The sequence below is a fragment of the Rhodopila globiformis genome, assembly GCF_002937115.1.
In the GTDB taxonomy this organism is placed as follows: Bacteria; Pseudomonadota; Alphaproteobacteria; order Acetobacterales; family Acetobacteraceae; genus Rhodopila; species Rhodopila globiformis.
In genome coordinates this window covers 17,823-40,500 of record NZ_NHRY01000139.1, presented here as the reverse complement: position 1 = coordinate 40,500, position 22,678 = coordinate 17,823, and the positions used below count along the sequence as shown (strand labels likewise).

Annotated in this window: 16 protein-coding genes; 7 read left to right on the top strand and 9 right to left on the bottom strand. The window is 67.0% G+C overall.

The features are described from left to right. The first annotated feature begins 298 nt into the window (after positions 1-298). From CCS01_RS13725 to CCS01_RS13715, 3 genes are all read left to right on the top strand, one after another. The gene (locus CCS01_RS13725) at positions 299-1,255 is read left to right on the top strand and encodes an AAA family ATPase (RefSeq protein WP_204848263.1); all 957 of its coding nucleotides are present in this window, start codon (positions 299-301) and stop codon (positions 1,253-1,255) included. Between the two features lie 193 nt (positions 1,256-1,448). Beyond that, positions 1,449-2,864, top strand: a complete 1,416-nt coding sequence (locus tag CCS01_RS13720; protein ID WP_104519378.1) for a vWA domain-containing protein — start codon at positions 1,449-1,451, stop codon at positions 2,862-2,864. 66 nt (positions 2,865-2,930) lie between these two features. Beyond that, a complete protein-coding gene (locus CCS01_RS13715; RefSeq protein WP_104519377.1) occupies positions 2,931-3,509 on the top strand; it encodes a peroxidase-related enzyme in 579 nt (192 codons plus the stop codon). 351 nt (positions 3,510-3,860) lie between these two features. Here CCS01_RS13715 and CCS01_RS13710 read toward each other — a convergent pair whose 3' ends face one another. Beyond that, a complete protein-coding gene (locus CCS01_RS13710; protein ID WP_104519376.1) occupies positions 3,861-4,712 on the bottom strand; it encodes a CBS domain-containing protein in 852 nt (283 codons plus the stop codon). 215 nt (positions 4,713-4,927) lie between these two features. Between CCS01_RS13710 and CCS01_RS13705 the strand changes: the two genes are divergently transcribed. The 3 genes from CCS01_RS13705 to CCS01_RS13690 all read left to right on the top strand — a co-directional run bounded on the left by CCS01_RS13705 (position 4,928) and on the right by CCS01_RS13690 (position 9,442). Continuing rightward, a complete protein-coding gene (locus tag CCS01_RS13705) occupies positions 4,928-6,274 on the top strand; it encodes an LLM class flavin-dependent oxidoreductase (RefSeq protein ID WP_204848262.1) in 1,347 nt (448 codons plus the stop codon). Positions 6,275-7,153: 879 nt separating this feature from the next. Continuing rightward, complete coding sequence (locus CCS01_RS13695) at positions 7,154-8,218, top strand: zinc-binding metallopeptidase family protein (protein ID WP_104519374.1); 1,065 nt, start codon at positions 7,154-7,156, stop codon at positions 8,216-8,218. A gap of 144 nt (positions 8,219-8,362) precedes the next feature. Continuing rightward, entirely contained in the window at positions 8,363-9,442 is a 1,080-nt protein-coding gene (locus CCS01_RS13690; RefSeq protein WP_104519454.1) for an NAD-dependent epimerase/dehydratase family protein, read from the top strand. Positions 9,443-9,552: 110 nt separating this feature from the next. Here the strand turns inward: CCS01_RS13690 and CCS01_RS13685 are convergent, their stop codons facing one another. The 8 genes from CCS01_RS13685 to CCS01_RS13650 form a co-directional block, all read right to left on the bottom strand. Further along, positions 9,553-10,902 carry a cellulase family glycosylhydrolase gene (locus tag CCS01_RS13685; RefSeq protein WP_104519373.1) on the bottom strand — a complete coding sequence of 450 codons (1,350 nt, stop codon included), beginning with the start codon at positions 10,900-10,902 and terminating at the stop codon, positions 9,553-9,555. A gap of 848 nt (positions 10,903-11,750) precedes the next feature. Next, positions 11,751-12,551 (bottom strand): fumarylacetoacetate hydrolase family protein, encoded by an 801-nt coding sequence (locus tag CCS01_RS13680; RefSeq protein ID WP_104519372.1) that lies wholly within the window; start codon positions 12,549-12,551, stop codon positions 11,751-11,753. A 766-nt stretch (positions 12,552-13,317) separates the two neighbouring features. Then, positions 13,318-14,988: an AMP-binding protein gene (locus CCS01_RS13675; RefSeq protein WP_104519371.1), complete on the bottom strand. Its 1,671-nt coding sequence runs from the start codon at positions 14,986-14,988 to the stop codon at positions 13,318-13,320. A gap of 165 nt (positions 14,989-15,153) precedes the next feature. Further along, positions 15,154-15,798, bottom strand: coding sequence for an isochorismatase family protein (locus CCS01_RS13670; protein ID WP_104519370.1), 645 nt, complete (start codon positions 15,796-15,798; stop codon positions 15,154-15,156). Positions 15,799-15,844: 46 nt separating this feature from the next. Next, positions 15,845-18,166, bottom strand: a complete 2,322-nt coding sequence (locus tag CCS01_RS13665) for a xanthine dehydrogenase family protein molybdopterin-binding subunit (RefSeq protein WP_104519369.1) — start codon at positions 18,164-18,166, stop codon at positions 15,845-15,847. A 651-nt stretch (positions 18,167-18,817) separates the two neighbouring features. After that, positions 18,818-20,542, bottom strand: a complete 1,725-nt coding sequence (locus CCS01_RS13660) for an MFS transporter (protein WP_239992153.1) — start codon at positions 20,540-20,542, stop codon at positions 18,818-18,820. Positions 20,543-20,735: 193 nt separating this feature from the next. Then, positions 20,736-21,431 carry a creatininase family protein gene (locus CCS01_RS13655; RefSeq protein WP_104519368.1) on the bottom strand — a complete coding sequence of 232 codons (696 nt, stop codon included), beginning with the start codon at positions 21,429-21,431 and terminating at the stop codon, positions 20,736-20,738. Positions 21,432-21,488: 57 nt separating this feature from the next. Continuing rightward, positions 21,489-21,698 (bottom strand): hypothetical protein, encoded by a 210-nt coding sequence (locus tag CCS01_RS13650; protein ID WP_204848261.1) that lies wholly within the window; start codon positions 21,696-21,698, stop codon positions 21,489-21,491. A 48-nt stretch (positions 21,699-21,746) separates the two neighbouring features. Between CCS01_RS13650 and CCS01_RS13645 the strand changes: the two genes are divergently transcribed. Continuing rightward, a complete protein-coding gene (locus CCS01_RS13645) occupies positions 21,747-22,436 on the top strand; it encodes a DNA-3-methyladenine glycosylase family protein (protein ID WP_104519367.1) in 690 nt (229 codons plus the stop codon). Positions 22,437-22,678: the final 242 nt, after the last annotated feature.

Here is a 22,678-nt window from a genome sequence, read left to right as displayed (position 1 = left end):
AAAAAATGCGGTGGTGCCACAAAGATCTGCGTTTCCAGTGAGTCGCCCAACCGTAAACGCCGGTGGCGCCCCGGTCACCGCTTTTTGCAACGCAGAGTGCGCAGAGCGGGGCGCAGAGTTCGCAGAGAAGGAATTGGGCGACCTGCGGTCGCGGTGGCGCGAACGCAGCCGGCCTGTCTTGGCCCGCCCGCGGTTTGCCGTGGCCCCTGCGCGGGAGTAGCCAGCCGGCGACACCCCGCGGTTTGACATTCCCCCGCTGCAATGCGATCGGGTTACTGAACAGTAGCTGGAGCCGCATGTGAATGACTCGCTGCTGCCGGGGGACACCCCCCTGGCATCGATCGACGCTGTCGAAAGCGGCCTGGGCGAGGCTGGCTATATCGCCAACCGGCAGATCTGCACCGCGGTTTTCATGGCGTACCACCTGCAGAAGCCGATCCTGGTGGAAGGACCGGCGGGGGTCGGCAAGACCGAGCTGGCGAAGTCGGTCGCGACCTGGCTGCGGCTGCCGCTGATCCGCATGCAGTGCTACGAGGGGCTGGACGAGTCCAAGGCGCTGTACGAATGGAAGTACGGCAAGCAACTGCTCTACACCCAGATCCTGAAGGACAAAATCAATTCGGTCATCGGCGACGCCGCCACCCTCACGCACGCGCTCGACCGGCTGCACACCTTCGGGGATGTTTTCTTTTCACACCAGTTCCTCGAGCCGCGGCCCCTGCTGCGCTCGCTGGAGGCGCCCGGCGGCGCGGTGCTGCTGATCGACGAGATCGACAAATCCGACCAGGAATTCGAGGCGTTCCTGCTGGAAATCCTCTCCGACTACCAGGTCACCATCCCCGAGATCGGCACCGTAACGGCCAAGGTGCCGCCGATTGTGCTGCTGACCTCGAACAGCACGCGCGACCTGGGGGACGCGCTGAAGCGGCGCTGCCTGCACCTGCACATCGGCTTCCCGGACGAGAAGCTGGAGGCGCGCATCATCGCCTCCCGCGTGCCGGGGATCGACGCGCGGCTGATGAAGCAACTGGTCAGCTTCGTGCAGCAGTTGCGCACGATGGACCTGAAGAAGGTGCCCTCGGTCAGCGAGACAATCGACTGGGCGCGGGTGATGATGCTGCTGCACACCGCGGTGCTGGACGTGGACGTGGTGCGCGACACGCTGAACGTGCTGCTGAAGTTCGAGGTGGACGTGGAAGCCGCCGGCAAGCAACTGGCCGGGCTGACGCAGAAGGCGCGCGAGGCGGGGGGCTGATCCCATGGGCGCCACAACAGCGCGGTATGCCGGCCGTCGTTGTCATCCCGTCATGCCGGGCGCAGGCCCGGCATCCACGTCTTCCACTGATATCAGCACCGCAAGGCGTGGATGGCGGCCCTGCGGCCGGCATGACGGGAGAGGCAGGCCATCGTTTGCCGACGCTGTTTCGACGCAGATGGGCGCCTGATCCATGTCCGAGGCCGCATCCACGTCCGACGCCGCACCCGCCAGCGAGCCGCTGCGCCGCTTTCTGCAAGTCGCCCGCGGCGCCGGGCTGCGGGTTTCCGCCGCCGAGGGGATCGACGCCGCCCGGGCGGTGGAGCTCGTCGGCTTCGACGACCGGGCGGTGCTGAAGGACACGCTCGGCCTGGTGCTGGCCAAGACGCCGGACGAGAAGACGCTGTACGACGAGACGTTCGAGCTTTTCTTCCAGCGCAACGAGTTCGCCGGCAAGGGGGACGAGCCGGAAACCCCGGCGCCGGAGCAGGACGAATCGGCCGAACCATCCGATGCGCTCGGCGGCGACGGCATGGGCGGCCAGGGCGGGCAGTCGCTGGGGTCGTTACTGGCCAGCGACGACCGCGCCGCCCTGGCGACCGCGATGGAGCAGGCGGCGCGGGAAGCCGGCATCGAGACCATCCGCTTCTTCACCCAGAAGAACCTGTACGCGCGCCGCATCCTCGACCGCATGGGCCTGCGCGCGCTGGAACGCGGCATGGAGGCAATGCGCCAGTCCGGCACGCCCGAGGGGCTGGGGCGCGCGCAGTTCCTGGAAGGCAAGCTCGAGGCGCTGCGCGACGCGGTGCGCGACTTCGTCGAGCGCAACCTGCTGCTGTACGCCAAGGGCGACACCGAAAAGTTCCGCGAGGAAATGCTGAAATCGGCGCGGCTGTCGAACGTCGAGCGGCGCGACCTGGAGCGGATGCGCGTGCTGGTGCGGCAGATGGCGAAGAAGCTCGCCGCCCGCTATGCGAAGACAAGGCGGCGGCGCCTGCGCGGGCAGTTGGACACCAGGCGGACGCTGCGGCGGAACATGGGCTGGGGCGGGATTCCGTTCATCACGGTCTGGAAACAGAAGCGCATCGAGAAGCCGCGGCTGATGGTGCTGTGCGACGTCTCCGGCTCGGTCGCGGCGATGGCGCAGTTCCTGCTGATGTTCCTGTACGCGCTGAACGAGGCGCTGTCGGACATCCGCTCGTTCGCCTTCGCCGGGTCGCTGGTCGAGGTCTCCGACATCCTGGAGAAACACCCGGTCGAGGACGCCATCACCCATATCATGGCGATGATCGGCTACGGCTCGTCGAACTACGGCAATTCGCTGGCTGATTTCGAGGACGGCTGGATGCGGCACGTCACCAACAAGACGACGGTGATCATCCTGGGCGATGCGCGCGGCAACCGCACCGATCCGCGGACCGACGTGATGGCGCGGCTGTCGCAGCGGTCGAAACGGATCATCTGGCTGAACCCGGAATATCGTTCGGCCTGGGGGACCGGGGACTCGGACATGTACCGCTACGCGCCCTACTGCAGCCTGGTGACGGTGTGCCACTCGCTGCGGCACCTGGAGCGGGCGATCGAGAACATCCTGGAGGATGCGGCCTAGAAGCGGGCGGCCTCCACGTCCGCCATGACCTGTGCCACAACGTCGTTTCAACCGGAGAGCTGATCCATGACGGTTTCGCCCCAGCCTGCCATCAGCCGCTTTCCCGTTCCCGCGCTGGCGGACCTGCCGGGCGACGTGCGCGCGCGGCTGCTCGCCGTGCAGGAGAAATCCGGTTTCATTCCGAATGTCTTCCTGGTGCTGGCGCACCGGCCGGAGGAGTTCCGCGCCTTCTTCGCCTACCACGACGCCCTGATGGACAAGCCGGGCAACCTGAGCAAGGCCGAGCGGGAAATGATCGTGGTGGCGACCAGCAGTGCGAACCAGTGCCAGTACTGCGTCATCGCCCACGGCGCGATTCTGCGCATCCGGGCGAAGAATCCGCTGATCGCCGATCAGGTCGCCGCGAACTACCGCAAGGCCGACATCACGCCGCGGCAGAAGGCGATGCTGGATTTCGCGCTGAAGGTCTGCAATCACGCCTACGCCGTCGGCGACGATGACATCGCCACGCTGGCCGGGCACGGGTTCGATGCCGAGGACGCCTGGGACATCGCCGCCATCGCCGCGTTCTTCGCGATGTCGAACCGCATAGCCAACGTCACCAACATGCGTCCGAACGACGAGTTCTACAGGCTTGGGCGGTGAGTGGAACACGGAGTTCTGCTGGTCGAGGCGCCCTTTGACTGGTTTTCTCTCGCCCTGCTTTGAAAATACGGTTCCGCAGGGTCATCGCCCCATCGTCATGGCCGGGCGTGTCCCGGCCAGCATCCACGCCTTGCGGTGCTGATCGCGGCAAAGGCGTGGAGGGTCCGCCTTCGCGGGCGTCACGGCGAAAGGACGGCGCCCCAAGCCCAACGACGCGGCCATCCCCTGACGGGGGCCCAAAGGCCGCCTGCACGTCTCAACCAATCCGCGGTTCTCCGCCGACGGACCGCCGATCGGCACAGGCCGGCCCACAACCGCATGATCGCAACCCTGCCGTTGCCACCGGGCGACCTACCCGAGGTACTGGAACATCGCCTCCTCGGAATAGGCCACGTCGCCGAGATGAACCTGATCGCCACCCTTGCGGTACTTCGGCCGTCCATCGACATAACGGCCGACGAGGCCCGGCACCGGACCGTTGCTGTCGAGCTTGACCAGCAGGCAGCCGCGCCGCAGGAGAAACCAGCCGATCGGCCGGGCAAAGCGCACGAATGTTTCGCTATCGCGGCAATAAACCAACAGCGCGAGGCGAATCCCCCCGTGGCGCCGTGTCAATTTGAAGACGAACGGAAACCGCTGGCCGTCAGCCTCACAGATCAGGCTGAGACAGCCGTACTGCTGGTGTTGTTGAAGCAGGTCAATCTCGGCCTGATCGAGATCCCGGTCGGGATGGATCACCGGCGGAAGTTTTCCGACATGCGCCCGGACGGCGGCGGGGCCAAGCAGTGGAACAGCGACCATGTAGCCGGCGGCGAACCGCGTGAACCCAAGCGCTTCCAGCGTCGGCCAGGTATGCGGCGCCGGCGTCACGTTGAAGAAGATGACATTCCTGTGTCGCGACGCCTGCATGGCGAGGAGCGACGCGTAGGCACGAAAGGCGGGCCTGACATACCAGCTTGAAACATTGCAACGAATATGGCTGCGCCCGCCAATGTGAATCTCAGTGAAAATCAGCAGCACGACACCGACAAGTGTCTGATCCTGTTTCAGGACATACCCGTATTTCGGCAACCCCGGCGGCGTCCGGTGATCGGCCAGTCGCTGCAGGGCGTCGACACGGTAATTCCTCGGGCCGAAGCCCTCGTTCAGCAACGCGACGACATTCTCGAAATCATCTGCCTGAATTTCCCGACACTGAATCATGAAGCACGGCCCCAGAACCAGACCTTGTCAGCCCTGCTTTTGTAATCCTGGCTGTTTCTATTTCTCATCAACTTCGTGTGTCGCTTTCCACCAATCGGCATCCGTGACTTCGCCGCCGCCTGCCGGGCCGCCGCGGCTTGCACGCACCGCCGGACGCTCTACGCTCGGCGCGGCCGGAGGGTTCCGGCGCGTCCAGGCAGCAGCGGAGCGCAACGATGCGGCAGATGATCATGGTCGGGTTCCTGCAGGCGCAGAACTGCACCACGCTGGCGAGCGCCTGGCGGCATCCCGATGCCCGGTCCGACTTCACCTCGGCGGCGTATTACCAGGCCATTGGCCGGGTGCTGGAGGCAGGCAAGTTCCAGCTTGCCTTTTTCGACGACCGCCTGGCGATGCCCGACATCTACGGCGGTAACCCGGCCGAGGTGGTCGCGAACGGCGTGCGGGTGGTCAAGATCGACCCGGTCGTGACACTGATGGCGATGGGGTTCGGCACGCGGCATCTCGGCCTTGGTTCCACCGCCTCGACGACCTACTACGAGCCGTTCGACGTCGCCCGCCGGTTCCAGACGGTGGACCACATGCTGGGCGGACGCGCGGCGTGGAACGTGGTGACGTCGGTCAACGACGCCGAGGCGCGCAACATGGGGCGCGAGGTCCACATGGACCACGACCTGCGCTACGACCGCGCCGACGAGTTCATGGAGATCGTGCTGGGCTGCTGGGACGGCTGGGAGGACGGCGCCCTGGTGGTGGACAAGCAGACCGGCCTGTTCGCCGATCCGGACAAGGTGCACCGGTTGGAGTACAAGGGAAGATTCCTGAGTTCATCGGGGACGTTCACCGTGCCGCGGTCGCCGCAAGGGCATCCGGTGATCATCCAGGCCGGCTCCAGCGCGCGCGGCAAGACGTTCGCGGCACGCTGGGCCGAGACGGTGTTCGTCGGCCATGAGGATCTCGCCGCCGGCAAGCGGCAATACGCGGACCTCAAGGCCGAGGTGGCGCGGCTGGGCCGCGATCCCGACATGATGAGCATCAATACCATCGCCTATCCGGTGGTCGCCGAAACCCGTGCCGAGGCCGAGGACAAGATGGCGCTGATCGACTCGCTGTACAAGGAGGTCGATGGCCTGTCCCTGCTGTCCGAGGCGCTGAACTTCGATTTCAAGGCGAAAGGCCTGGATGAGGCGTTCACCGCCGAGGAACTGCAGGGGATGTCCGGGATGCAGGCCATGCGCGACCGGGTGATGCGCCACACCGGCCATAACCCGACGGTGCGCGACTTCCTGGAGATCACCCGCCGTGGCCGCCCGCGCGAGGCCGTCGTCGGTTCCGGCAAGGACGTGGCCGATCGGCTGGAGCAGTGGTTCGTCGAGCGGGCGTGCGACGGGTTCGTGGTGGCGGGCACGCACATGCCGGGCAGCTTCGAGGATTTTGTGCGATTCGTGGTGCCGGAGCTGCAGCGGCGCGGGCTGTACCGGACGGAGTACACCGGCGCCACGCTGCGGGAGAACCTCGGCCTGCCGGTGCCGGCGCGGGGGGCCTGGCGGCCGCCGGCGTAGCGTCCCGGGCGCACGGGCGGTGCCCGGCACCCCGACGGCGGAAAGCGGGCCAGAGGCTTGTTGCCCCTCCGCCATGGCCAGGACACACCCCATGCGTATCAGGACAGGGCGTCCGGCGGAGCAAGGTCTTCTCCCTCATCGTCATGGCCGGGCGTGTCCCCGGACGCATCAGGATAAGACGACGGCCGGAGAAGGATTTGGCGCCGTGGCCGTTCTCTCACCGTCATGGCCGGGACACGCCCTGCCGCATGCACACATCCTGGAAACAATCGCAGAAGCAAGCGCTCGCCAATGCCCGGGAACATTGCCGCCGTCGCGGCCCCGCGTTTGCCTGGCAAGCTAACGGCCGAGGATGCGCCGGACCACATCGCCGTGGCACGACCCGCATATCGGGCGTGGGGCATCGTGCCCACCGGGATGGGGTGGGGGTGGATTTGTCTCCGCAATCAAGCGAACACAGAGTTCCACGGGGTTGGCACGGAGTTCCGCAGAGTCTTCCGGGGCACCCGCAACATGGTCGCCCCCCTTGGCGGCATCCGATGATGTCATGCGCTTCGCGCGAAGCGCCGTATTCCCTTTCTCCGCGGAACTCCATGCGAACCCCGTGAAACTCCGTGTTCGCTTGATTGCTGCCGGTGAAACCCGCACCGGCCGTGACGGCATGGGTCACGGCCGCGACGGACCGTTTCCAAGATCTGCGTATCCAGTAGGGACACGCCCGGCCATGACGATAGAAAGACGGTCGCCACGCCAGCCATCGACGTTCACCAGCCTGCGATGATGTGAACGGGGGAATCCCTTCGGCGATGCAACGGGCGCAACGACCTCGGCGTTCCCACGCGCTACTCTCCGCTCTCCCCCGCCGAAAAGGACCCCGGCATGAAGCTGTTCAAGTGCCAGAACTGCGGCCAGGTGCTGTATTTCGAGAACACCCGCTGTGAATCCTGCGGCCTGCAACTGGGCTACCTCTCCCGCGCCATGACGATCTCGGCGCTGCAGCCGGACGGCGCGCAGTTCCACGCCCTCGCCGCGCCCGACCAACCGGCGCGGCTGTGCGACAATGCCGGGCATGACGCCTGCAACTGGCTGCTGGACGCCGGCGGCACGACGACGCTGTGCCTGGCCTGCCGGCACAACCGCACCATCCCCGACCTGACGGTTCCGCTGAACCTGGCGCGCTGGCAGAAGCTGGAACGCGCCAAGCACCATCTGTTCTACTCGCTGCTGCGCCTGAAGCTGCCGCTGGCCAACCGCATCGACGACCCCGTGCACGGACTGGCGTTCGACTTCCTGGCCGACGCGCCGGACGCCGCGGCGCCCAAGGTGATGACCGGCCACGACAACGGCCTGGTCACCATCGCCCTGGTCGAGGCTGACGACGCCGAGCGGGAAAAGCGCCGCACCCAGATGGGCGAGCCGTACCGCTCCCTGCTCGGCCATTTTCGCCACGAGGTCGGGCACTATTTCTGGGACGTGCTGGTGCGCGACGGCGGGCGGCTGGAGGACTGCCGGGCGCTGTTCGGCGACGATACCCGGGACTATGCGGCGGCGCTGCAGGCCCACTACCAGAACGGCCCGCCGGCGGACTGGCAGGCGCACTACGTCAGCCACTACGCCAGCAGCCACCCATGGGAGGACTGGGCCGAGACCTGGGCGCACTACCTGCACATCGTCGACACGCTGGAAATGGCGAGCGCCTTCGGCATCACGGTGCAGCCGCGGATCAGCCGCGACGAGACGTTGCAGGCGGTGATCGACCTCGATCCCTACGAGACCGCCGACATGACCACGATCATCGACGCCTGGCTGCCGCTGACCTTTGCGATGAACAGCCTGAACCGGGCGATGGGCCAGCCCGACCTGTACCCGTTCGTGATCTCGCCGGCGGTGATGACCAAGCTGAGCTTCGTGCACGACGTGATCCGCAACCGCCCGGCGCCCTGAAGGCCGTTCCGTTCCCGCTACGGCCTGGCATGCTCCGGCCAGCCTCCCCCTGCCGTCGAAGCGCGGATGGCACCGCGGCCGGACGCCGGCCGGATTGGCGTTGCCGCCGCGACCGGTGATATCCTGGCCGCAGGAGGGCAAGCCATGGCATGCAAAACCGTCCTGGTCGCCGGCGCCACCGGGCTGGTTGGCCATGCCGCGCTGAAGCATTTTGCCGCCGAGCCGGAAACCGGCGTCATCGCCCTGTCCCGCCGGCCGCCGGGGATTGCCTCGGCCCGGCACCTGGCGCTCGACATGGCCGACGCCGCCGCCTGCGCGGATGCCGCCGCGTCGCTGCGCGAGGTCACTCACCTGGTCTATGCCGCGCTGTTCGAGCTGCCGGGGCTGGTCGAGGGCTGGCGCAACGCGCAGCAGATCGCTACCAACGACCGCATGCTGCGCAACCTGCTCGGGCCGCTGCTGCACGCCGCGCCGGGGCTGCGGCACGTGACGCTGCTGCAAGGGACCAAGGCCTACGGCGTGCATGTGCGGCCGCTGGCGGTGCCGGCGCGCGAGGGCCGGTCGGAGATGCGGCAGCAGCCGAACTTCTACTGGCAGCAGGAAGACTACCTGCGCGAGGCGCGGCACGGCCGGGACTGGCGCTTCACCATCCTGCGCCCGGTGCTGGTCATCGGCGAGGCCATCGGTGGGGCGATGAACCTGATCCCGGCGCTGGGCGCGTACGCTGCGGTGATGCGTGAACGCGGGCCGATCCTGCCGTATCCGGGCGGGGCGGAGCGGGTGAGCCAGGCGGTGGACGCGGATCTGCTGGCGCGCGCGATCGCCTGGGCTGGCGAGGCCGCGGCGGCGCAGGACGAGGTCTTCAACGTTACCAACGGCGACGTCTTCACCTGGCCGAACGTGTGGCCGGCGATTGCCGACGCCGTCGGGATGCGGACAGGGCCGGACGAGCCGTTCCTGCTGCAATCGCTCGGCCGCGCCGACTGGGACCGGGCGCGGCAGCGTCATGAGCTGGCCTCGCCCGGGCTTGGGGATTTCGTCGGGCTGTCGCTGGAATACGCCGACTACCAGATGCGCTACGGCCACGCCGATCCCGGGCCGCCGTCGATCGTTTCGACTATCAAGATCATGCAGGCGGGCTTTCACACGGTGATGGACACCGAGGCGATGTTCCGCAAGTGGTTCGCCGTATTCCAGCAGAAGCGCCTGCTGCCGCCGCGCTGACCGGATGCCCGGCCATGACGGAGAGGCAACAGACCTCGCCCGCTGCCGCAACCCCGGGCGGCCCGCTGCATGCCGCCCGTCCCACCGTTGCGGCGCGTTCCGCGCCCGTATCAGGTGATCGAATGCGCCAGCAGGGTATCGAGGTTCAGGTCGGTCGCGCCCGGTATGGTCGCGATGACGGATCCCACCCCGCCCGCGGTCGTTGCGAGTGAGACCACCGCGCCCGAGGACGTGTCCGTCACCGTGAGATAATCGGCCAGTGTCGAGGCCGCGCCGTTCCAGTCGGTCGCGGCAAGCGCGCTGGTCAGATCCAGCGTCGCCCCGTCGTTCAGGACGTTGTCGGCGAAGCCCACCGGCGCGCTGCCCGCGGCGGGAAGCGTATAGACGGTGCCGTCCGCACCGCTGGCCGCTCCGGCAGCCGGGGCGCTCGCGCTGCCGACGAGGGACATGTCGCTGCCTGTCTGCGCGTATGCCGAGACATCGCCCTGGCTGACCGTCGCACCAGTCGGGGCCGGCGCGGCGGACGCCGCGGGCTGGGAACTGGCGGCGATCCACTGCGCCACCTCCTGTCCATAGGCGGTCAGGTTGCCCGCCCAATCGGTAAGGCTGTCGGCGCCACCCGGACTCCAGCTGAACGCGACGGCGCCGGCGACGTTGCTGGAATTCTGCGCCAACTGGATGACCTGGGAGCTGTTGGCATCAACGGTCAGGCCATCCGTCGACGGCCCATACTCACCGAGGATGACCGGGGCGGGCCCGTTGGCGGTGGTCATGGTGTGCGCTGAGTTGACCATATCATCCAAAGCCGTGGTCACCGCCTGCTGGTTTGGATCGTAATTCGAACTCCAGCCATACAGGTGGACGTCCACGATGACGTTCGACATCGGGGCATAGACGCTTGGGTTCATGCCATAGTCCGAGATGCTCTGGGCCTCGGGATAGCCGCCGCCGGGCACTGACATCATGATCGGGTTGCTGTTCCCGGTGCCTCTGATGGCGTTGTAGGTTGCCTGCTCCCAGGGGGACAGTCCGGCGATTGGCGGCTCGTTGTCCGTGCCGAACCAGACATAGGGATTGGAGGCATAGGCCTGCGCGATCGACGAATACCAGTTCAGTTCGTTGGTCAGCTGCTGCCCGGTGAACGCGACACCACGGGCGCCGCCCGAGTCCGAACCGTCGCTGGAGGTATGGTCTTCGAACTCGACCACGACGCCATGCGCGGTCATCGTGTTGACGAACGCCGCGTATGCACTGGGCGGCTGATAAGTATCGACCATCAGCCGCACGAAATTGATGCCGGGAAAGTCGGCCAGCACCTGGTCTGCGGCGCCCATGTCGGATGGGCCGATGTCGATCCCCTTCGCGGTGTATACAGCGCCCGTGGGATCGAGAATCTGACCGTTTGAGACCTGGAACCGTCCGGCTGAGGCCGCTGTGCTGATCGTCGTGGTACCGCTCATTGAGTCCCTCTCGTCGGCCCGCCCGGGCCGGTGTTGTTGCTGGCGAGACGACTTTCACAGGATGCCGGCCTGACGGCGCGGCCCTGCTGTCGTTTTGTCTGCTTCGCAGTATTCGTCCTGTTCAGATGCAATGCCCGGTCGCCTGTTGTTCGGCCGATCAGCTGCGGTCGCCGGGCTTGCCGGCTGCAGGCGCCGGAAGAAGGCGGGTTTTGCCGGCATGACAGCCACGTGCGACGCAGCAAGTGATCCAACCGGATTGAGACTGTCTCGCCAGAAGCATTCGTGCCATGTTCCCCTGCTCAAGCCTTCGTCCGCACGCTGACTTATCCACGCGCCCGGCCGGTTGATTTTCGCGGCGAGCCTGCCGGGGCGACCCCGCCGGCCGAAGTTCGCTATTATTATATAACGATATTCCCAACGGGACAGCATCCGCCCGGGGGGCGCATCTATGGTGGCACATCTATTCAGATAGAATTGAACTAAATGCAGGTCAAATATAGTTGAACTAGATCATGTCGCAGACAAGTGACTAGCTGGTAAATGCTATCATGTCCACAGCCTCAAGGTAGTAAACGCGTGCCCGCCAAAACTATGACGACAGGTTCCGGCATTCCACCAAATATCAGCAGATGAAGACAAGCCAGATCAATCGAGGGTAGATTTTTGCGAGAATTGCTCTACCTTAAATCGCCTTTCCGGACGGGAATTCATCGCCGCGCGTAACAGATAGAACCGCCGGCGGTCGCCCGCGCCGGTCCCCGGTCGCGGGCGCAGGATTTCTTCTTGATACGGAACGAACGCCGCGGGCCTGGCGCCCCCGCAATAGCGCAACGACGGATCTGCTGCAATTATCCCAGCGGGCGGTCAAACCCCTCGCGCACCACCGGATTGCTCAGCGTGCCGATGCCGGTTATTTCGATGTCGACCCGGTCGCCGTGCCTGATGTTGGCGGTGGCGCCTTCGGTGCCCATCCAGATTACGTCGCCGGGATGCAGCGTCAGCCGGGTCGTCATCGCCACCAGGTAATCCACCACGCCGAAGATCATGTGGTTGGTGGCGAACGCGATCATCGGCTCGCCGTTCAGGCGGATGCGCGTGACCAGGTCATCCAGTTTCACATTCGTTTCGATCCACGGGCCCATCGGCTTGAACGTGTCGGTGTTCTTCGACCGCCACATCGTGCGGTCCTGCTTCTGCCAGGTCCGCTCGCTGACATCGTTGCCGATGGTGTAGCCCAGCACCGCCGACAGGGCGTTTTCCCGCGTCAGGTTCTTGCATTTCCGGCCGATGACGACGACCAGCTCGCCTTCGTACTGCACCTGCTCGGTGGCGTCAGCCGGGATCACGATCGTTTCGTTGTGCGCGATCAAGGCGTTGTTGGCGCGATAGCCGATCTCGGCGCGCGTTGGCAGGTTGGGCGCCTGGCCGACTTTTTCGGCGACCTCGCGCACATGCTCGGGGTAGTTCATGCCGGCGGCGTAGAATGTGGGCGGGATCACCGGCACCAGCAGCTTCACCGCGTCGCGTTTCAGCCGCTCGGGCGTGCGTTCCCAGGCGTCGAACGGCGAGCCGCGCACCGGGATGACCGTGTCGCCTTCGACCACCGCGTAGGACGGTGAGCCGTTCCGTTCGATGCGAGCCCAGCGCATGATGCTTTCCTCCCTTCCCGGGCGGAAGGGTAAGGCGCTTTGCCGGCGGTGGAAAGCCTGCCGCGGGGCCAGGCCTCATGCCCAGGACAAGGCGGGTCCGTAGAGGGACCTCGTGGCAGCGGCCGTTGCATCCTCGTCATGGCCGGGTGTGGCCCCGGGCCTGTCAGGAAAAGCTGGCGGTTGGAGAAAGGTTTGGCGGCGCATGGCGGCCGCGTCGGATGTGGCAGAAGACTCTTCGCCTTTTGTCCTGGCCATCATCGGTATGGGATGGAGACTGGGGGGCTGAAGCCGGGACGGGCGGTGGCAGTTCCTCTCCCGGAACCGTTCGTGCCTGCGCATTCTTCCTTGATTTTCAACACGGAGAAAGCGGAGGATCACGAAGCGCCACGGAGACCGGACCTTGCTGGCTTCCCGGGATTGGACGAACCGCATCCCCGGGTTGGCGATCAAGGCGCATCGCAGCATCGACGGGCCTGCTTGAAGCAGTGGCTCTTGTCGGGTTCCGGGGTGGTCGAGTGAGGCGTTCCACGGCCCCGAAATCCAACAAGAGCCGAAGCAGTTTATGTTTTGTATCTGGCGAACGGCCTGCGCCGCGTCGTCGGCTGACTCGTTCACACCCTTCGTGGCCCTCTGTGGTCCTTGGCGTTCTCCGTGTTAAAAATCGGTCGCCAATCCAGGCTCCGCCGCTGCCGTGTCCCGCCCCGGACGACACCACCGCCCGTTGCAACAGCTCAGGGAATGGGGACAAAATCTTCGGCGGCCAACACTACCCCAGCTCCTCGATCATCTTCTGGCGCATGATGAACTTCTGCATCTTCCCGGTCACCGTCATCGGGAACTCATCGACGAAGCGGACGTAACGCGGCACCTTGTAGTGCGCGATCTGCTCGCGGCAGTACGCCTTGACGTCCTCCTCGGTCAGCGTCTCGCCGGGGCGCAGCTTGATCCAGGCGCACAGTTCCTCGCCGAAGCGCTCATCCGGGATGCCGAACGTCTGCACGTCCTGGATCGCGGGATGGCGGTAGAGGAACTCCTCGATCTCACGCGGATAGATGTTCTCGCCGCCGCGGATCACCATGTCCTTGATCCGCCCGACGATGGCGCAGTAGCCGTCCGCGTCCATCGTCGCCAGGTCGCCGGTGTGCATCCAGCCGGCGACGTCGATGGCTTCCGCCGTCTTCTCGGTATCCTCCCAGTAGCCCTGCATCACCAGGTAGCCGCGGGTGCACAGTTCGCCCTTCTCGCCGCGCGGCACGATGCGGCCGTCGGGGTCGATGATCTTGATCTCGACATGCGGGTGCGGCCGGCCGACCGTGCCGACCTGCTTGTCGAGCGAATCGCCGATGCGGGTCTGCGTGCTGACCGGGCTGGTCTCGGTCATGCCGTAGCAGATTGTCATCTCGGTCAGGTGCATGTCGCGGATGGCGCGGCGCATCACCTCGATCGGGCACGGCGAGCCCGCCATCACGCCGGTGCGCAGGCTGGCCAGGTCAAACGTCGCGAAGTCCGGATGATCCAGCTCGGCGATGAACATCGTCGGCACGCCGTACAAGGAGGTGCAGCGATACTCCGCCACCGTCTGCAGCGTCGCCAGCGGATCGAACCCCTCGCCCGGGAACACGATGGCCGCGCCATGCGTCAGGCATGCCAGCACGCCGATGACCATGCCGAAGCAGTGATACATCGGCACCGGGATGCAGACCTTGTCCTGCTCGGTGTAGTGCAGCACCTCACCGATGAACCAGCCGTTGTTCAGGATGTTGTGGTGCGTCAGCGTCGCGCCCTTCGGCAGCCCGGTGGTGCCGGAGGTGAACTGGATGTTGATCGGGTCGTCGAACTGCAGCTGCGGCGCCAGGTCCTTCAGCCGCTGGCGGTCCGCCTCCCGCCCATGGTGCGCCAGCTTGTCGAAGGCGAAGGTGCCGGGGTCGTCGCCGCCGATCTGGATGACGGCGCGCAGCGACGGCAGGCGGGCGGCGTGGACGTCGCCGGGATGCGAGATCGCCAGCTCGGGCGCCAGGGTGTTGATCATACCGATGTAGTCGCTGGTCTTGAACCTTGTGGCGGTGACCAGCGCCTTGCAGCCGACTTTGTTCAGCGCGTATTCCAGCTCGCTGATGCGGTAGGCGGGGTTGATGTTGACCAGGATCAGCCCGGCCTTGGCGGTGGCGAACTGGGTGATCACCCACTCGGCGTTGTTCGGCGACCAGATGCCGACGCGGTCGCCCGGCTTCAGGCCGATGGCGACAAGGCCGGCGGCGAACGCATCCACCCGCTCGGCCAGTTCCGCCCAGGTCCAGGCGATGCCCTGCTGGCGGACGATCAGGCCGGGGCGATCGCCCCAGCGGGCGACCGTCCGGTCGAAATGCACCCCGATGGTATCACCGAGCATGGACTGGTCGGAGGCGCCATGCGCGTAGCTCGACGCGGGCTCGGTCATCGGTGTCACTCCCTGAGGCTCCCATGATGATTGGGCGCCATATAGCGGTGATATCGCCCGGCTTACAACGGTGGTGTTACGGACCGCGCACGCAGCCGTGCCGGCCATCCCGCGGCGGAGGCCCGCTGCCGCGCGTGGTGGCCGGCATCCCCCGGACACACCCGCTCACGCGGCGTTGGGACGCGGCAAAGCGGTGATCCGCTCGAGGCAGGTAGCCAGGTCCACGATATCGGCATAGCGCCGCCCGACATCGTCGAGGTTGGCGAAATGCGGCCCCTCGGCCACGTCGCCGACGCAGTCCTCGGGCACAACGACCCGGAACCCGTAGCTGAACGCGTCGATCACGCTGGCGCGGACGCAGCCGGAGGTGGTGCAGCCGGTGACGATCACGGTGTCGATGCCGTTGCGGACGAAAATCGGCGCGGCGGCGGTCTGGAAGAAGATCGACGGCGCGGTCTTGCACAGCACGATGTCATAGGCCGCATCGTGGATGCGCGGGTCGAGCCGCACCTGCTCCGAGCCGTGCCGCAGGCATTCCAGCACCGGCGGCACCTTCCAGTGCGGCGCGTCGCCGCCGTGATAGGCGGTGTAGCAACTGACGACGGGAAGCCGCGCCGCCCGCGCGGCACGCAGCAGCGTCGCGGTGTTGCCGACGGCCCGCTCGGTCAGCGCGGCGCCGCCCAGGGGAAAGCGGGCGTCGGTGAAGCCGAGCTGGAAGTCCACGACGGCAATGCCGATGCGGGTGCCGAATCCGACTGCGGCGCCGCCATAGCCGCGCCGGGCGTAGTCGTCGGCTGGGGCGTGGGTCATGCACGGTCCTTTCAGGTTGACGATCGTGAGGGCGCACCGGCGTCGTTCAGGCCTTCGCCGCCTGGATCGCCTGCCACACCCGCAGCGGCGTCGCCGGCATGTCGAGGTGGCGGATGCCCAGCGGCGCCAGCGCGTCGTTGACGGCGTTCATCGCGGCGGCCAGCGCGCCCACTGTGCCGGCCTCGCCGACGCCCTTGGCGCCCAGCGGGTTGACCGACGTCGGCACCTCCCGCGTCGCCAGGCGGAAATCCGGGCCGTCGTTGGCGCGGGGCATCTGATAGTCCATGAACGACGCCGTCAGCATCTGGCCGGAGTCCGGGTCGTGCCGGATGATCTCGCCCAGCGCCTGGCCGACGCCCTGCACCACCCCGCCATGGATCTGCCCAGAGACGATCATCGGGTTCAGCACGCGGCCGAGCTCCTCCACCGCGCTGTAGCGGACGATCTCGGTGACGCCGGTGTCGGCGTCGATCTCCACCTCGCAGATGTGCGTCCCGTTCGGGAAAGTAACGGCCGTGGGGGTGAACTCGCCGCTTTCCACCAGGCCGGCTTCCGCGCCGGGCGGCACCTGCGTCGGGTCGTTTGCGGCCTGCGCGACGGTGGCGAGATCGACGGAGCGGTCGGTGCCGGCAATGGTGAAGCGGCCGTTTGACAGCTCGATGTCGGTGACCGCGGCCTCCAGCAAATCGGCGGCGATGCGGCGGGCCTTGTCGATCACCTTGTCGGTTGCCAATGAAACAGCCGAGCCGCCGACGCACAACGCGCCGGACCCGCCGTTGCCCTTGCCGCCCGGCAGCAGGTCGGTGTCGCCGCCTTCCCACACCACCTGTTCCAGCGGGATGCCGAAACGATCCGCCACCAGCTGGGTCATCGTCGTCTCCAGCCCCTGCCCCACCGACATCGAGCCCGAGCGCAGCACCAGTTTGCCGTCCCCGGCGAGGCGCAGCGTGGCGAGGTCCTTGGACGGGCGCAGGAACGGGCCGCCGGCGACTTCGATGCAGTTGCACAGGCCGATGCCGCGCAGTTTGCCCTGCTGCGCCGCCTCCGCCCGGCGCTGCTCGAACGTTTCGAGGTCCGCGAGCGCGGCGGCTTCCTGCATGTTGGCCTCGAACTCGCCGCAGTCATAGGTGAAGGTCAGCGCAGTCTTGTACGGCATCGCCTCCGGCGGGATGAGGTTGCGCCGGCGCATTTCGTACGGGCTGAGGCCGATCTCCCGCGCGGCGACGTCGATCAGGCGCTCAATGGCATAGGTCGCCTCCGGCCGCCCGGCGCCGCGATAAGCCGCGGTCGGCACGGTGTGGGTGAACACGCCGCAGACCTGCGCCGCGATGAAGGGGATTTGGTACACCCCCGCAACGCCGCCGATATTGCCGACGCTCCAGCCCGAGCGGCCGGAAACATAGGCGCCGAGATTGACGTCCCAGCGCAGCCGCAGCGCGGTGAAGCGGCCGTCGGCGTCGAGGCCGAGCGCGGCGCTGACCCGCATCTCCCGCGCCTGTTCATCAGTCAGGAACCCCTCGGTCCGATCGGCGATCCAGCGCACCGGCCGGTTCAGCCGCCGCGCCGCCCAGGCGACGAGGACGGATTCCAGGTGCACCCCCGACTTCATGCCGAAGGAGCCGCCGACATCGCCGGGAATGACGCGGATATCCGTCGGCGGGACCTGGAAATTCGCGCTCGCCATGGCGTTGCGCAAGGCGAACGGCGACTGGTGCGAGGCATGCAGCTCCAGCCGCCCGTCCGGTGCGACGCAGGCCCAGGCGCCGCGCGGCTCCATCGAATTGGCGGTGACGCGGGAGACGGTGAAGTCGAGCTGCGTGACATGCGCCGAGGCCGCAAGCGCCGCGTTCGCGCCGTCGGCGTCGCCGCGCTGCCACAGGAAGCCGATATTGTCCGGCACGTCGTCCCACACCGCCGGCGCGCCCAGGGCCAGCGCGGCCGCCGGTTCCGCAACGAGCGGCAGGGGGGCGTAGCCCACCTCGATCGCCTCGGCCGCTTCCAGGCCATCGGCGCGGGTCTCGGCGATGACCAGCGCAACCGGTTCTCCAACGAAACGGACCCGATCGGCTGCCAGCAGCGGCCGATCGGTTTTAGGCGCGGGCGAGCCGTCGGGACGGGGGAAGTTGATGCCGCCCGGGATCGGGGCGACGTCGGTCAGATCGTCAGCGGTATAAACGGCGATGACGCCGGGCAGCCCGCGCGCGGGGGCTGTATCGATGTGCGTGATGCGGGCGTGGGCGTGCGGGGAACGGAGGAAGATGGCGGTTGCCATTCCCGGCGGAGCGGAGTCGGCGGCGTAGTTGCCCTGGCCGGTGAGAAGGCGGTGGTCCTCGCGGCGGCGGAGTGATTTTGGCTGGATGAGGGTCATGGTGTCTGCTCCCCGGTCGTTCGGTGGAGGAGCATAGCGGGTTTACCGGGGAGCGCGACCCGGAGGGGCCCGGCGGTATCGTTTCATAATGGACCGGGTGGACATGGGATGTTAGCCGCCGCCGGCGGCGCCGGCACCGCGATGGCGGAAAACCGGCGCCTTCCGTTGCTTATCGGTCCGTTATGCCACCGTCATGGTCAGGTGCGTCCCCAGGGCTATCAGAATAGGGTGAGCGTTGAAGAAGGATTTGGCGCATGGTCCGTTGCCCTGTCGTCATGGCCGGGCGTGTCCCGGCCATCCACCCCCACCGTTGAAGCGCAGATGGCCGGGACACGCCCGGCCATGACGATAGGGAGACGACCAGGCCCTGTTCCCGATTATGTTGGCGCCCATGGGGACACGCCCTACGGGATGCACACATCTCGGAAACGGTCCGCCGCTGCGTTTCCCTTTCGTCATGGCCCGGCTTGTCCGGGCCACCTATTCCAGCACGTGTGCCGCGACAGGTGGCCCGGACAAGCCGGGCCATGACGATGGTGGAACGCTCTTGGCGCCCAGGCAAGCACTTGATTGTACGGTCATTTCCGACTCGTTTCCAGGATGTGTGCATTGCGTAGGGACACGCCCGGCCATGGTGGTGAGAGAGATACCCTAATAATCCGCCGCGTTCGGATCGAACTCCACGAACCGGTCCTGCGGATGAAACGAAAGATCCCCCTCGAAAATATCCCGCCGGTTCGTTTCCGGCACCAACAGCAACCCGACGATCGCCGTCGCCGCGGCCACCACCACCGGGTACCACAGCCCGAAATAGATGCTGCCGCTCCACGCGTTCATCGCGAACATCACCGCCGGCAACAGCCCGCCGAACCAGCCGTTGCCGATGTGATACGGCAACGACATCGAGGTATAGCGGATCCGCGTCGGGAACAGCTCCACCAGCGCCGCGGCGACCGGCCCGTAGACCATCGTAACGAGTATCACCAGGTACGCCAGCACCACCACCAGCTTGAACGGCTGCGGCCGGAAAATGTCCCACGGATGCGCCAGCCGCACCACCGATGGATTGGCCGCCGCGGGATAACCGACCGCCGCCAGCGCCGCGGCCAGGTCCTGCGCAAAGCCCGGCGCCTTCGGGTCGATCGTCTTGTTGCCGATACGGATCGACGCCGGCGTGCCGGGCGCCGCCTTCTCCTGCGAGTACACCACCGAATTCCCCGCCAGCGCCGCCTTCGCCCGATCGCAGGAGCTGCTGTATCGCGCCAGGCCCGTCGGATTGAACTGGTACGAGCACTCCGCCGGGTCCGCCGCCAGCACCACGTGCACGCCCTGCTGCGCCTGCGCCAGCGCCGGGTTCGCCAGGTTGGCGATCATTTTGAACGCCGGGAAATAGGTCAGCGCCGCCAGCAGGCAGCCGCCCAGGATCAGCGGCTTGCGGCCGATGCGGTCGGACAGCCAGCCGAACAGGATGAAGCCGCCCACGCCCGCGGCCAGCGCCCAGGCGACCAGAAGGTTGCCGGTGAAAGCATCGACCTTCAGCACCGAGGTCAGGAAGAACAGCGCGTAGAACTGCCCGCAGTACCAGATCACCGCCTGCCCCGCGATCAGCCCGAACAGCGCCAGGATCGCCCATTTCGCGTGCTCCCACTGGAAGAACGCGTCATGCAGCGGCGCCCGCGAACGCTTGTCCTCGGTCTTCATCCGCAGGAACGCCGGGCTCTCGCCCAGCCGCATGCGGATCCACACCGAAATCGCCAGCAGCACGATCGAAACCAGGAACGGGATGCGCCAGCCCCAGGCGCGGAAGCTGGCATCGGACAGGAAGGATTGCGTGGTCAGGATCACCAGCAGCGACAGGAACAGGCCCATCGTCGCGGTGGTCTGGATCCAGCTTGTGTAGAACCCGCGGCGATCCTGCGGCGCATGCTCGGCCACGTAGGTCGCCGCTCCGCCGTACTCGCCGCCCAGCGCCAGGCCCTGCAGGACGCGCAGGCCGATCAGCAGGACCGCCGCGCCCATGCCGATGCTGTTCGACGTTGGAATGACGCCAACCAGGAAGGTTGACGATCCCATGATCAGGATCGTTACCAGGAAGGTATATTTCCGCCCCGCGAGGTCGCCCAGCCGGCCGAACACCAGGGCGCCGATGGGCCGCACCACGAAGCCGGCGGCGAACGCCAGCAGCGCGAAGATGTTGCGCGTGACCTCGTCGAACTGGCCGAAGAAGTTCGCCCCGATCACCACCGCGAGCGAGCCGTACAGGTAGAAGTCGTACCACTCGAAAACCGTGCCCAGCGAGGACGCGATGATGACCTTCTTTTCATCCCGCGTCATCGGACGCATCGCCACGCCCGGCTGGATCGCGCTTGCACTCATGCCAAACCGCCTTCCCAGAACGTTCCCCCGGCCAGGTCACGGCTGCGGTTCTGCGCGCAGTTCACGGCCCGGCGACCGCCGGCACGACGCCGGCGGGGAAGATTGCATAGCCGGAAACCTGACTGCCCAACAAGGAAAAGACACGTGCGGGCGGCGCCGCGGGCGATCGCGGCTCAGTCCCGCCGGCGGATGGCTACCATTCCTCCAGCAGGGAGCGGGTTTCCTGCACCGCGACGTCCCAGAGTTCCAGCATCTCGGAATCGTCGCGCTGCAGGCGGCCGCCGTAGCTGCCGTCGTCCAGCAGCAGCCGCACCTCGAACGGCGGCAGGGTGCGCATCCGGTCGACGTCGACCACCGCCTTCCCGCCCTCCTCCGGCGGCCGATCGGCCAGGCGGGTCCAGGGGTAGTTCTCCATCCAGCCGGCGTGGCCGGCGACCGGGTCGATTCGCTGCACCGCCGCCAGCGTCAGCGGGCCCCGCCACCAGTCGTGCACCCGCACCCGCGCATCCGGATGGTCCATCATCCATTCCTGCGCGATGGCGCCGACCGGCTGGTTGCCGCCATGGCCGTTGACGATCATGATCCGGCGGAAGCCGCTGCCCTTCAGGCTGTCGAGGACGTCGCGGACCAGCGCGGCGAAGGTGGCGACGCGCAGCGTGACCGTGCCGGGGAAGCCGCTGAAATACGGCGCCAGGCCGAACGGCACCACCGGAAAGACCGGAATGTTCAGGGGTTCCGCCGCCTCGGTGGCGATCCGCTCCGCGAGGATGGCGTCGGTGGCGAGCGACAGGCCCGCGTGCTGCTCGGTGCTGCCCAGCGGCAGGACGCAGCGGTCGTCGTGGCGGACCCAGTCCTCCACCATACGCCAGTCCATATCGGCTATACGCATGTCCCCTCCGGTCGTAGCCATGATCGTGGCACACGGTGGCGCCACGGGCCGGACGGGTCAATGCGCCACGGTCATCAGAGTGTTACAATTGGTGCGCCCAGCCATCAGGCAGTCCTCGATCGCTGCGGCGGCGCGCAGGTGCCGCACCGGGAACAGGCCGATGACCAGCAGCAGCAGGGTGATGGCGATGCCCAACAGGCCAGCCGTCCGCCGCGCCGCGGGCGTGTCGCAGGCGGAGTCCTCCGGCAGGGGACGGTGCGTGTCCAAGCGTGCCTCCGGTTGCACCGCGACTGGGGTAGCGCATAAGAACGCGCGATGGAAGCGACCCCGGCCGTCATTGCCAAACCGAGCCCACTGCGCCGGCGTGTGACAGGAGGCGCCGCCGTACGGCACCTGACCACGGACCCGTGCTTCGCCGCGCTGATCCATCGCGTCGGCCCGCCCGCCCTGGCCATCCAGCGCCAGCGCAGCCTGTATGAGGCGCTGGTGCGGGCCATCGCCCACCAGCAACTGCACGGCCGCGCCGCCGAGGCGATCCTGGCCCGCTTCGCCGCCCTGTTCCCCGGCGATGCCTTCCCCGAACCCGCCACCGTGCTGGCAACCGCGGATGTGGCCCTGCGCGGCTGCGGCTTCTCCGCCGGCAAGATCGCGGCGATCCGCGACATCTGCGCGAAGGCGCTCGACGGCACGGTACCAAGCCGGCGCGAATCGGCCCGCCTGAGCGACGAGGCCCTGATCGCGCGGCTGACCACCATCCGTGGCGTCGGCCGCTGGACTGTGGAAATGCTGCTGATCTTCACCCTGGGCCGTCCCGACGTGCTGCCGGTGGACGATTTCGGCGTCCGCGAGGGCTACCGTGTCCTGTACGGCCTGGAAACCCAGCCAAGGCCCAAGCTGCTGGCGGAGATCGGCCTTGCCTGGGCACCGCACCGGTCAACGGCGACCTGGTACCTCTACCGCGCCGCCGAGGAATCCCGCCGCCAGGCCATTCAAAGCCGCTCGTAACAGCAAAATCCGTAACATGCCAAAATAGTCTGATTTCAGCGGCGGCCGATGATCCGAGCGCCGATGGACAGGCCATGCCTGCGTCTCGGCCGGGGGAGCACCGACGGTGACGGGCGTGCGGCACCGGCCCGTCCGCCGCCATGGCGAAGCCAACACGCCAGCAACAACCACTCCACCCCGCGCAACGTCCCCCTGATCCTCCGAGGCCCTCAGCAGCCCTCAGTTCTTTCTCTGTGCGATCA

Bases quoted from the DNA above. Each gene is read 5' to 3' on its own strand.
- CCS01_RS13690 (WP_104519454.1), top strand. From the start codon at position 8,363: ATGGCATGCAAAACCGTCCTGGTCGCCGGCGCCACCGGGCTGGTTGGC.
- CCS01_RS13670 (WP_104519370.1), bottom strand. From the start codon at position 15,798: ATGACCCACGCCCCAGCCGACGACTACGCCCGGCGCGGCTATGGCGGC.
- CCS01_RS13705 (WP_204848262.1), top strand. From the start codon at position 4,928: ATGCGGCAGATGATCATGGTCGGGTTCCTGCAGGCGCAGAACTGCACC.
- CCS01_RS13675 (WP_104519371.1), bottom strand. From the start codon at position 14,988: ATGACCGAGCCCGCGTCGAGCTACGCGCATGGCGCCTCCGACCAGTCC.
- CCS01_RS13665 (WP_104519369.1), bottom strand. From the start codon at position 18,166: ATGACCCTCATCCAGCCAAAATCACTCCGCCGCCGCGAGGACCACCGC.
- CCS01_RS13660 (WP_239992153.1), bottom strand. From the start codon at position 20,542: ATGAGTGCAAGCGCGATCCAGCCGGGCGTGGCGATGCGTCCGATGACG.
- CCS01_RS13710 (WP_104519376.1), bottom strand. From the start codon at position 4,712: ATGATTCAGTGTCGGGAAATTCAGGCAGATGATTTCGAGAATGTCGTC.
- CCS01_RS13685 (WP_104519373.1), bottom strand. From the start codon at position 10,902: ATGAGCGGTACCACGACGATCAGCACAGCGGCCTCAGCCGGACGGTTC.
- CCS01_RS13715 (WP_104519377.1), top strand. From the start codon at position 2,931: ATGACGGTTTCGCCCCAGCCTGCCATCAGCCGCTTTCCCGTTCCCGCG.
- CCS01_RS13655 (WP_104519368.1), bottom strand. From the start codon at position 21,431: ATGCGTATAGCCGATATGGACTGGCGTATGGTGGAGGACTGGGTCCGC.
- CCS01_RS13680 (WP_104519372.1), bottom strand. From the start codon at position 12,551: ATGCGCTGGGCTCGCATCGAACGGAACGGCTCACCGTCCTACGCGGTG.
- CCS01_RS13720 (WP_104519378.1), top strand. From the start codon at position 1,449: ATGTCCGAGGCCGCATCCACGTCCGACGCCGCACCCGCCAGCGAGCCG.
- CCS01_RS13695 (WP_104519374.1), top strand. From the start codon at position 7,154: ATGAAGCTGTTCAAGTGCCAGAACTGCGGCCAGGTGCTGTATTTCGAG.
- CCS01_RS13645 (WP_104519367.1), top strand. From the start codon at position 21,747: ATGGAAGCGACCCCGGCCGTCATTGCCAAACCGAGCCCACTGCGCCGG.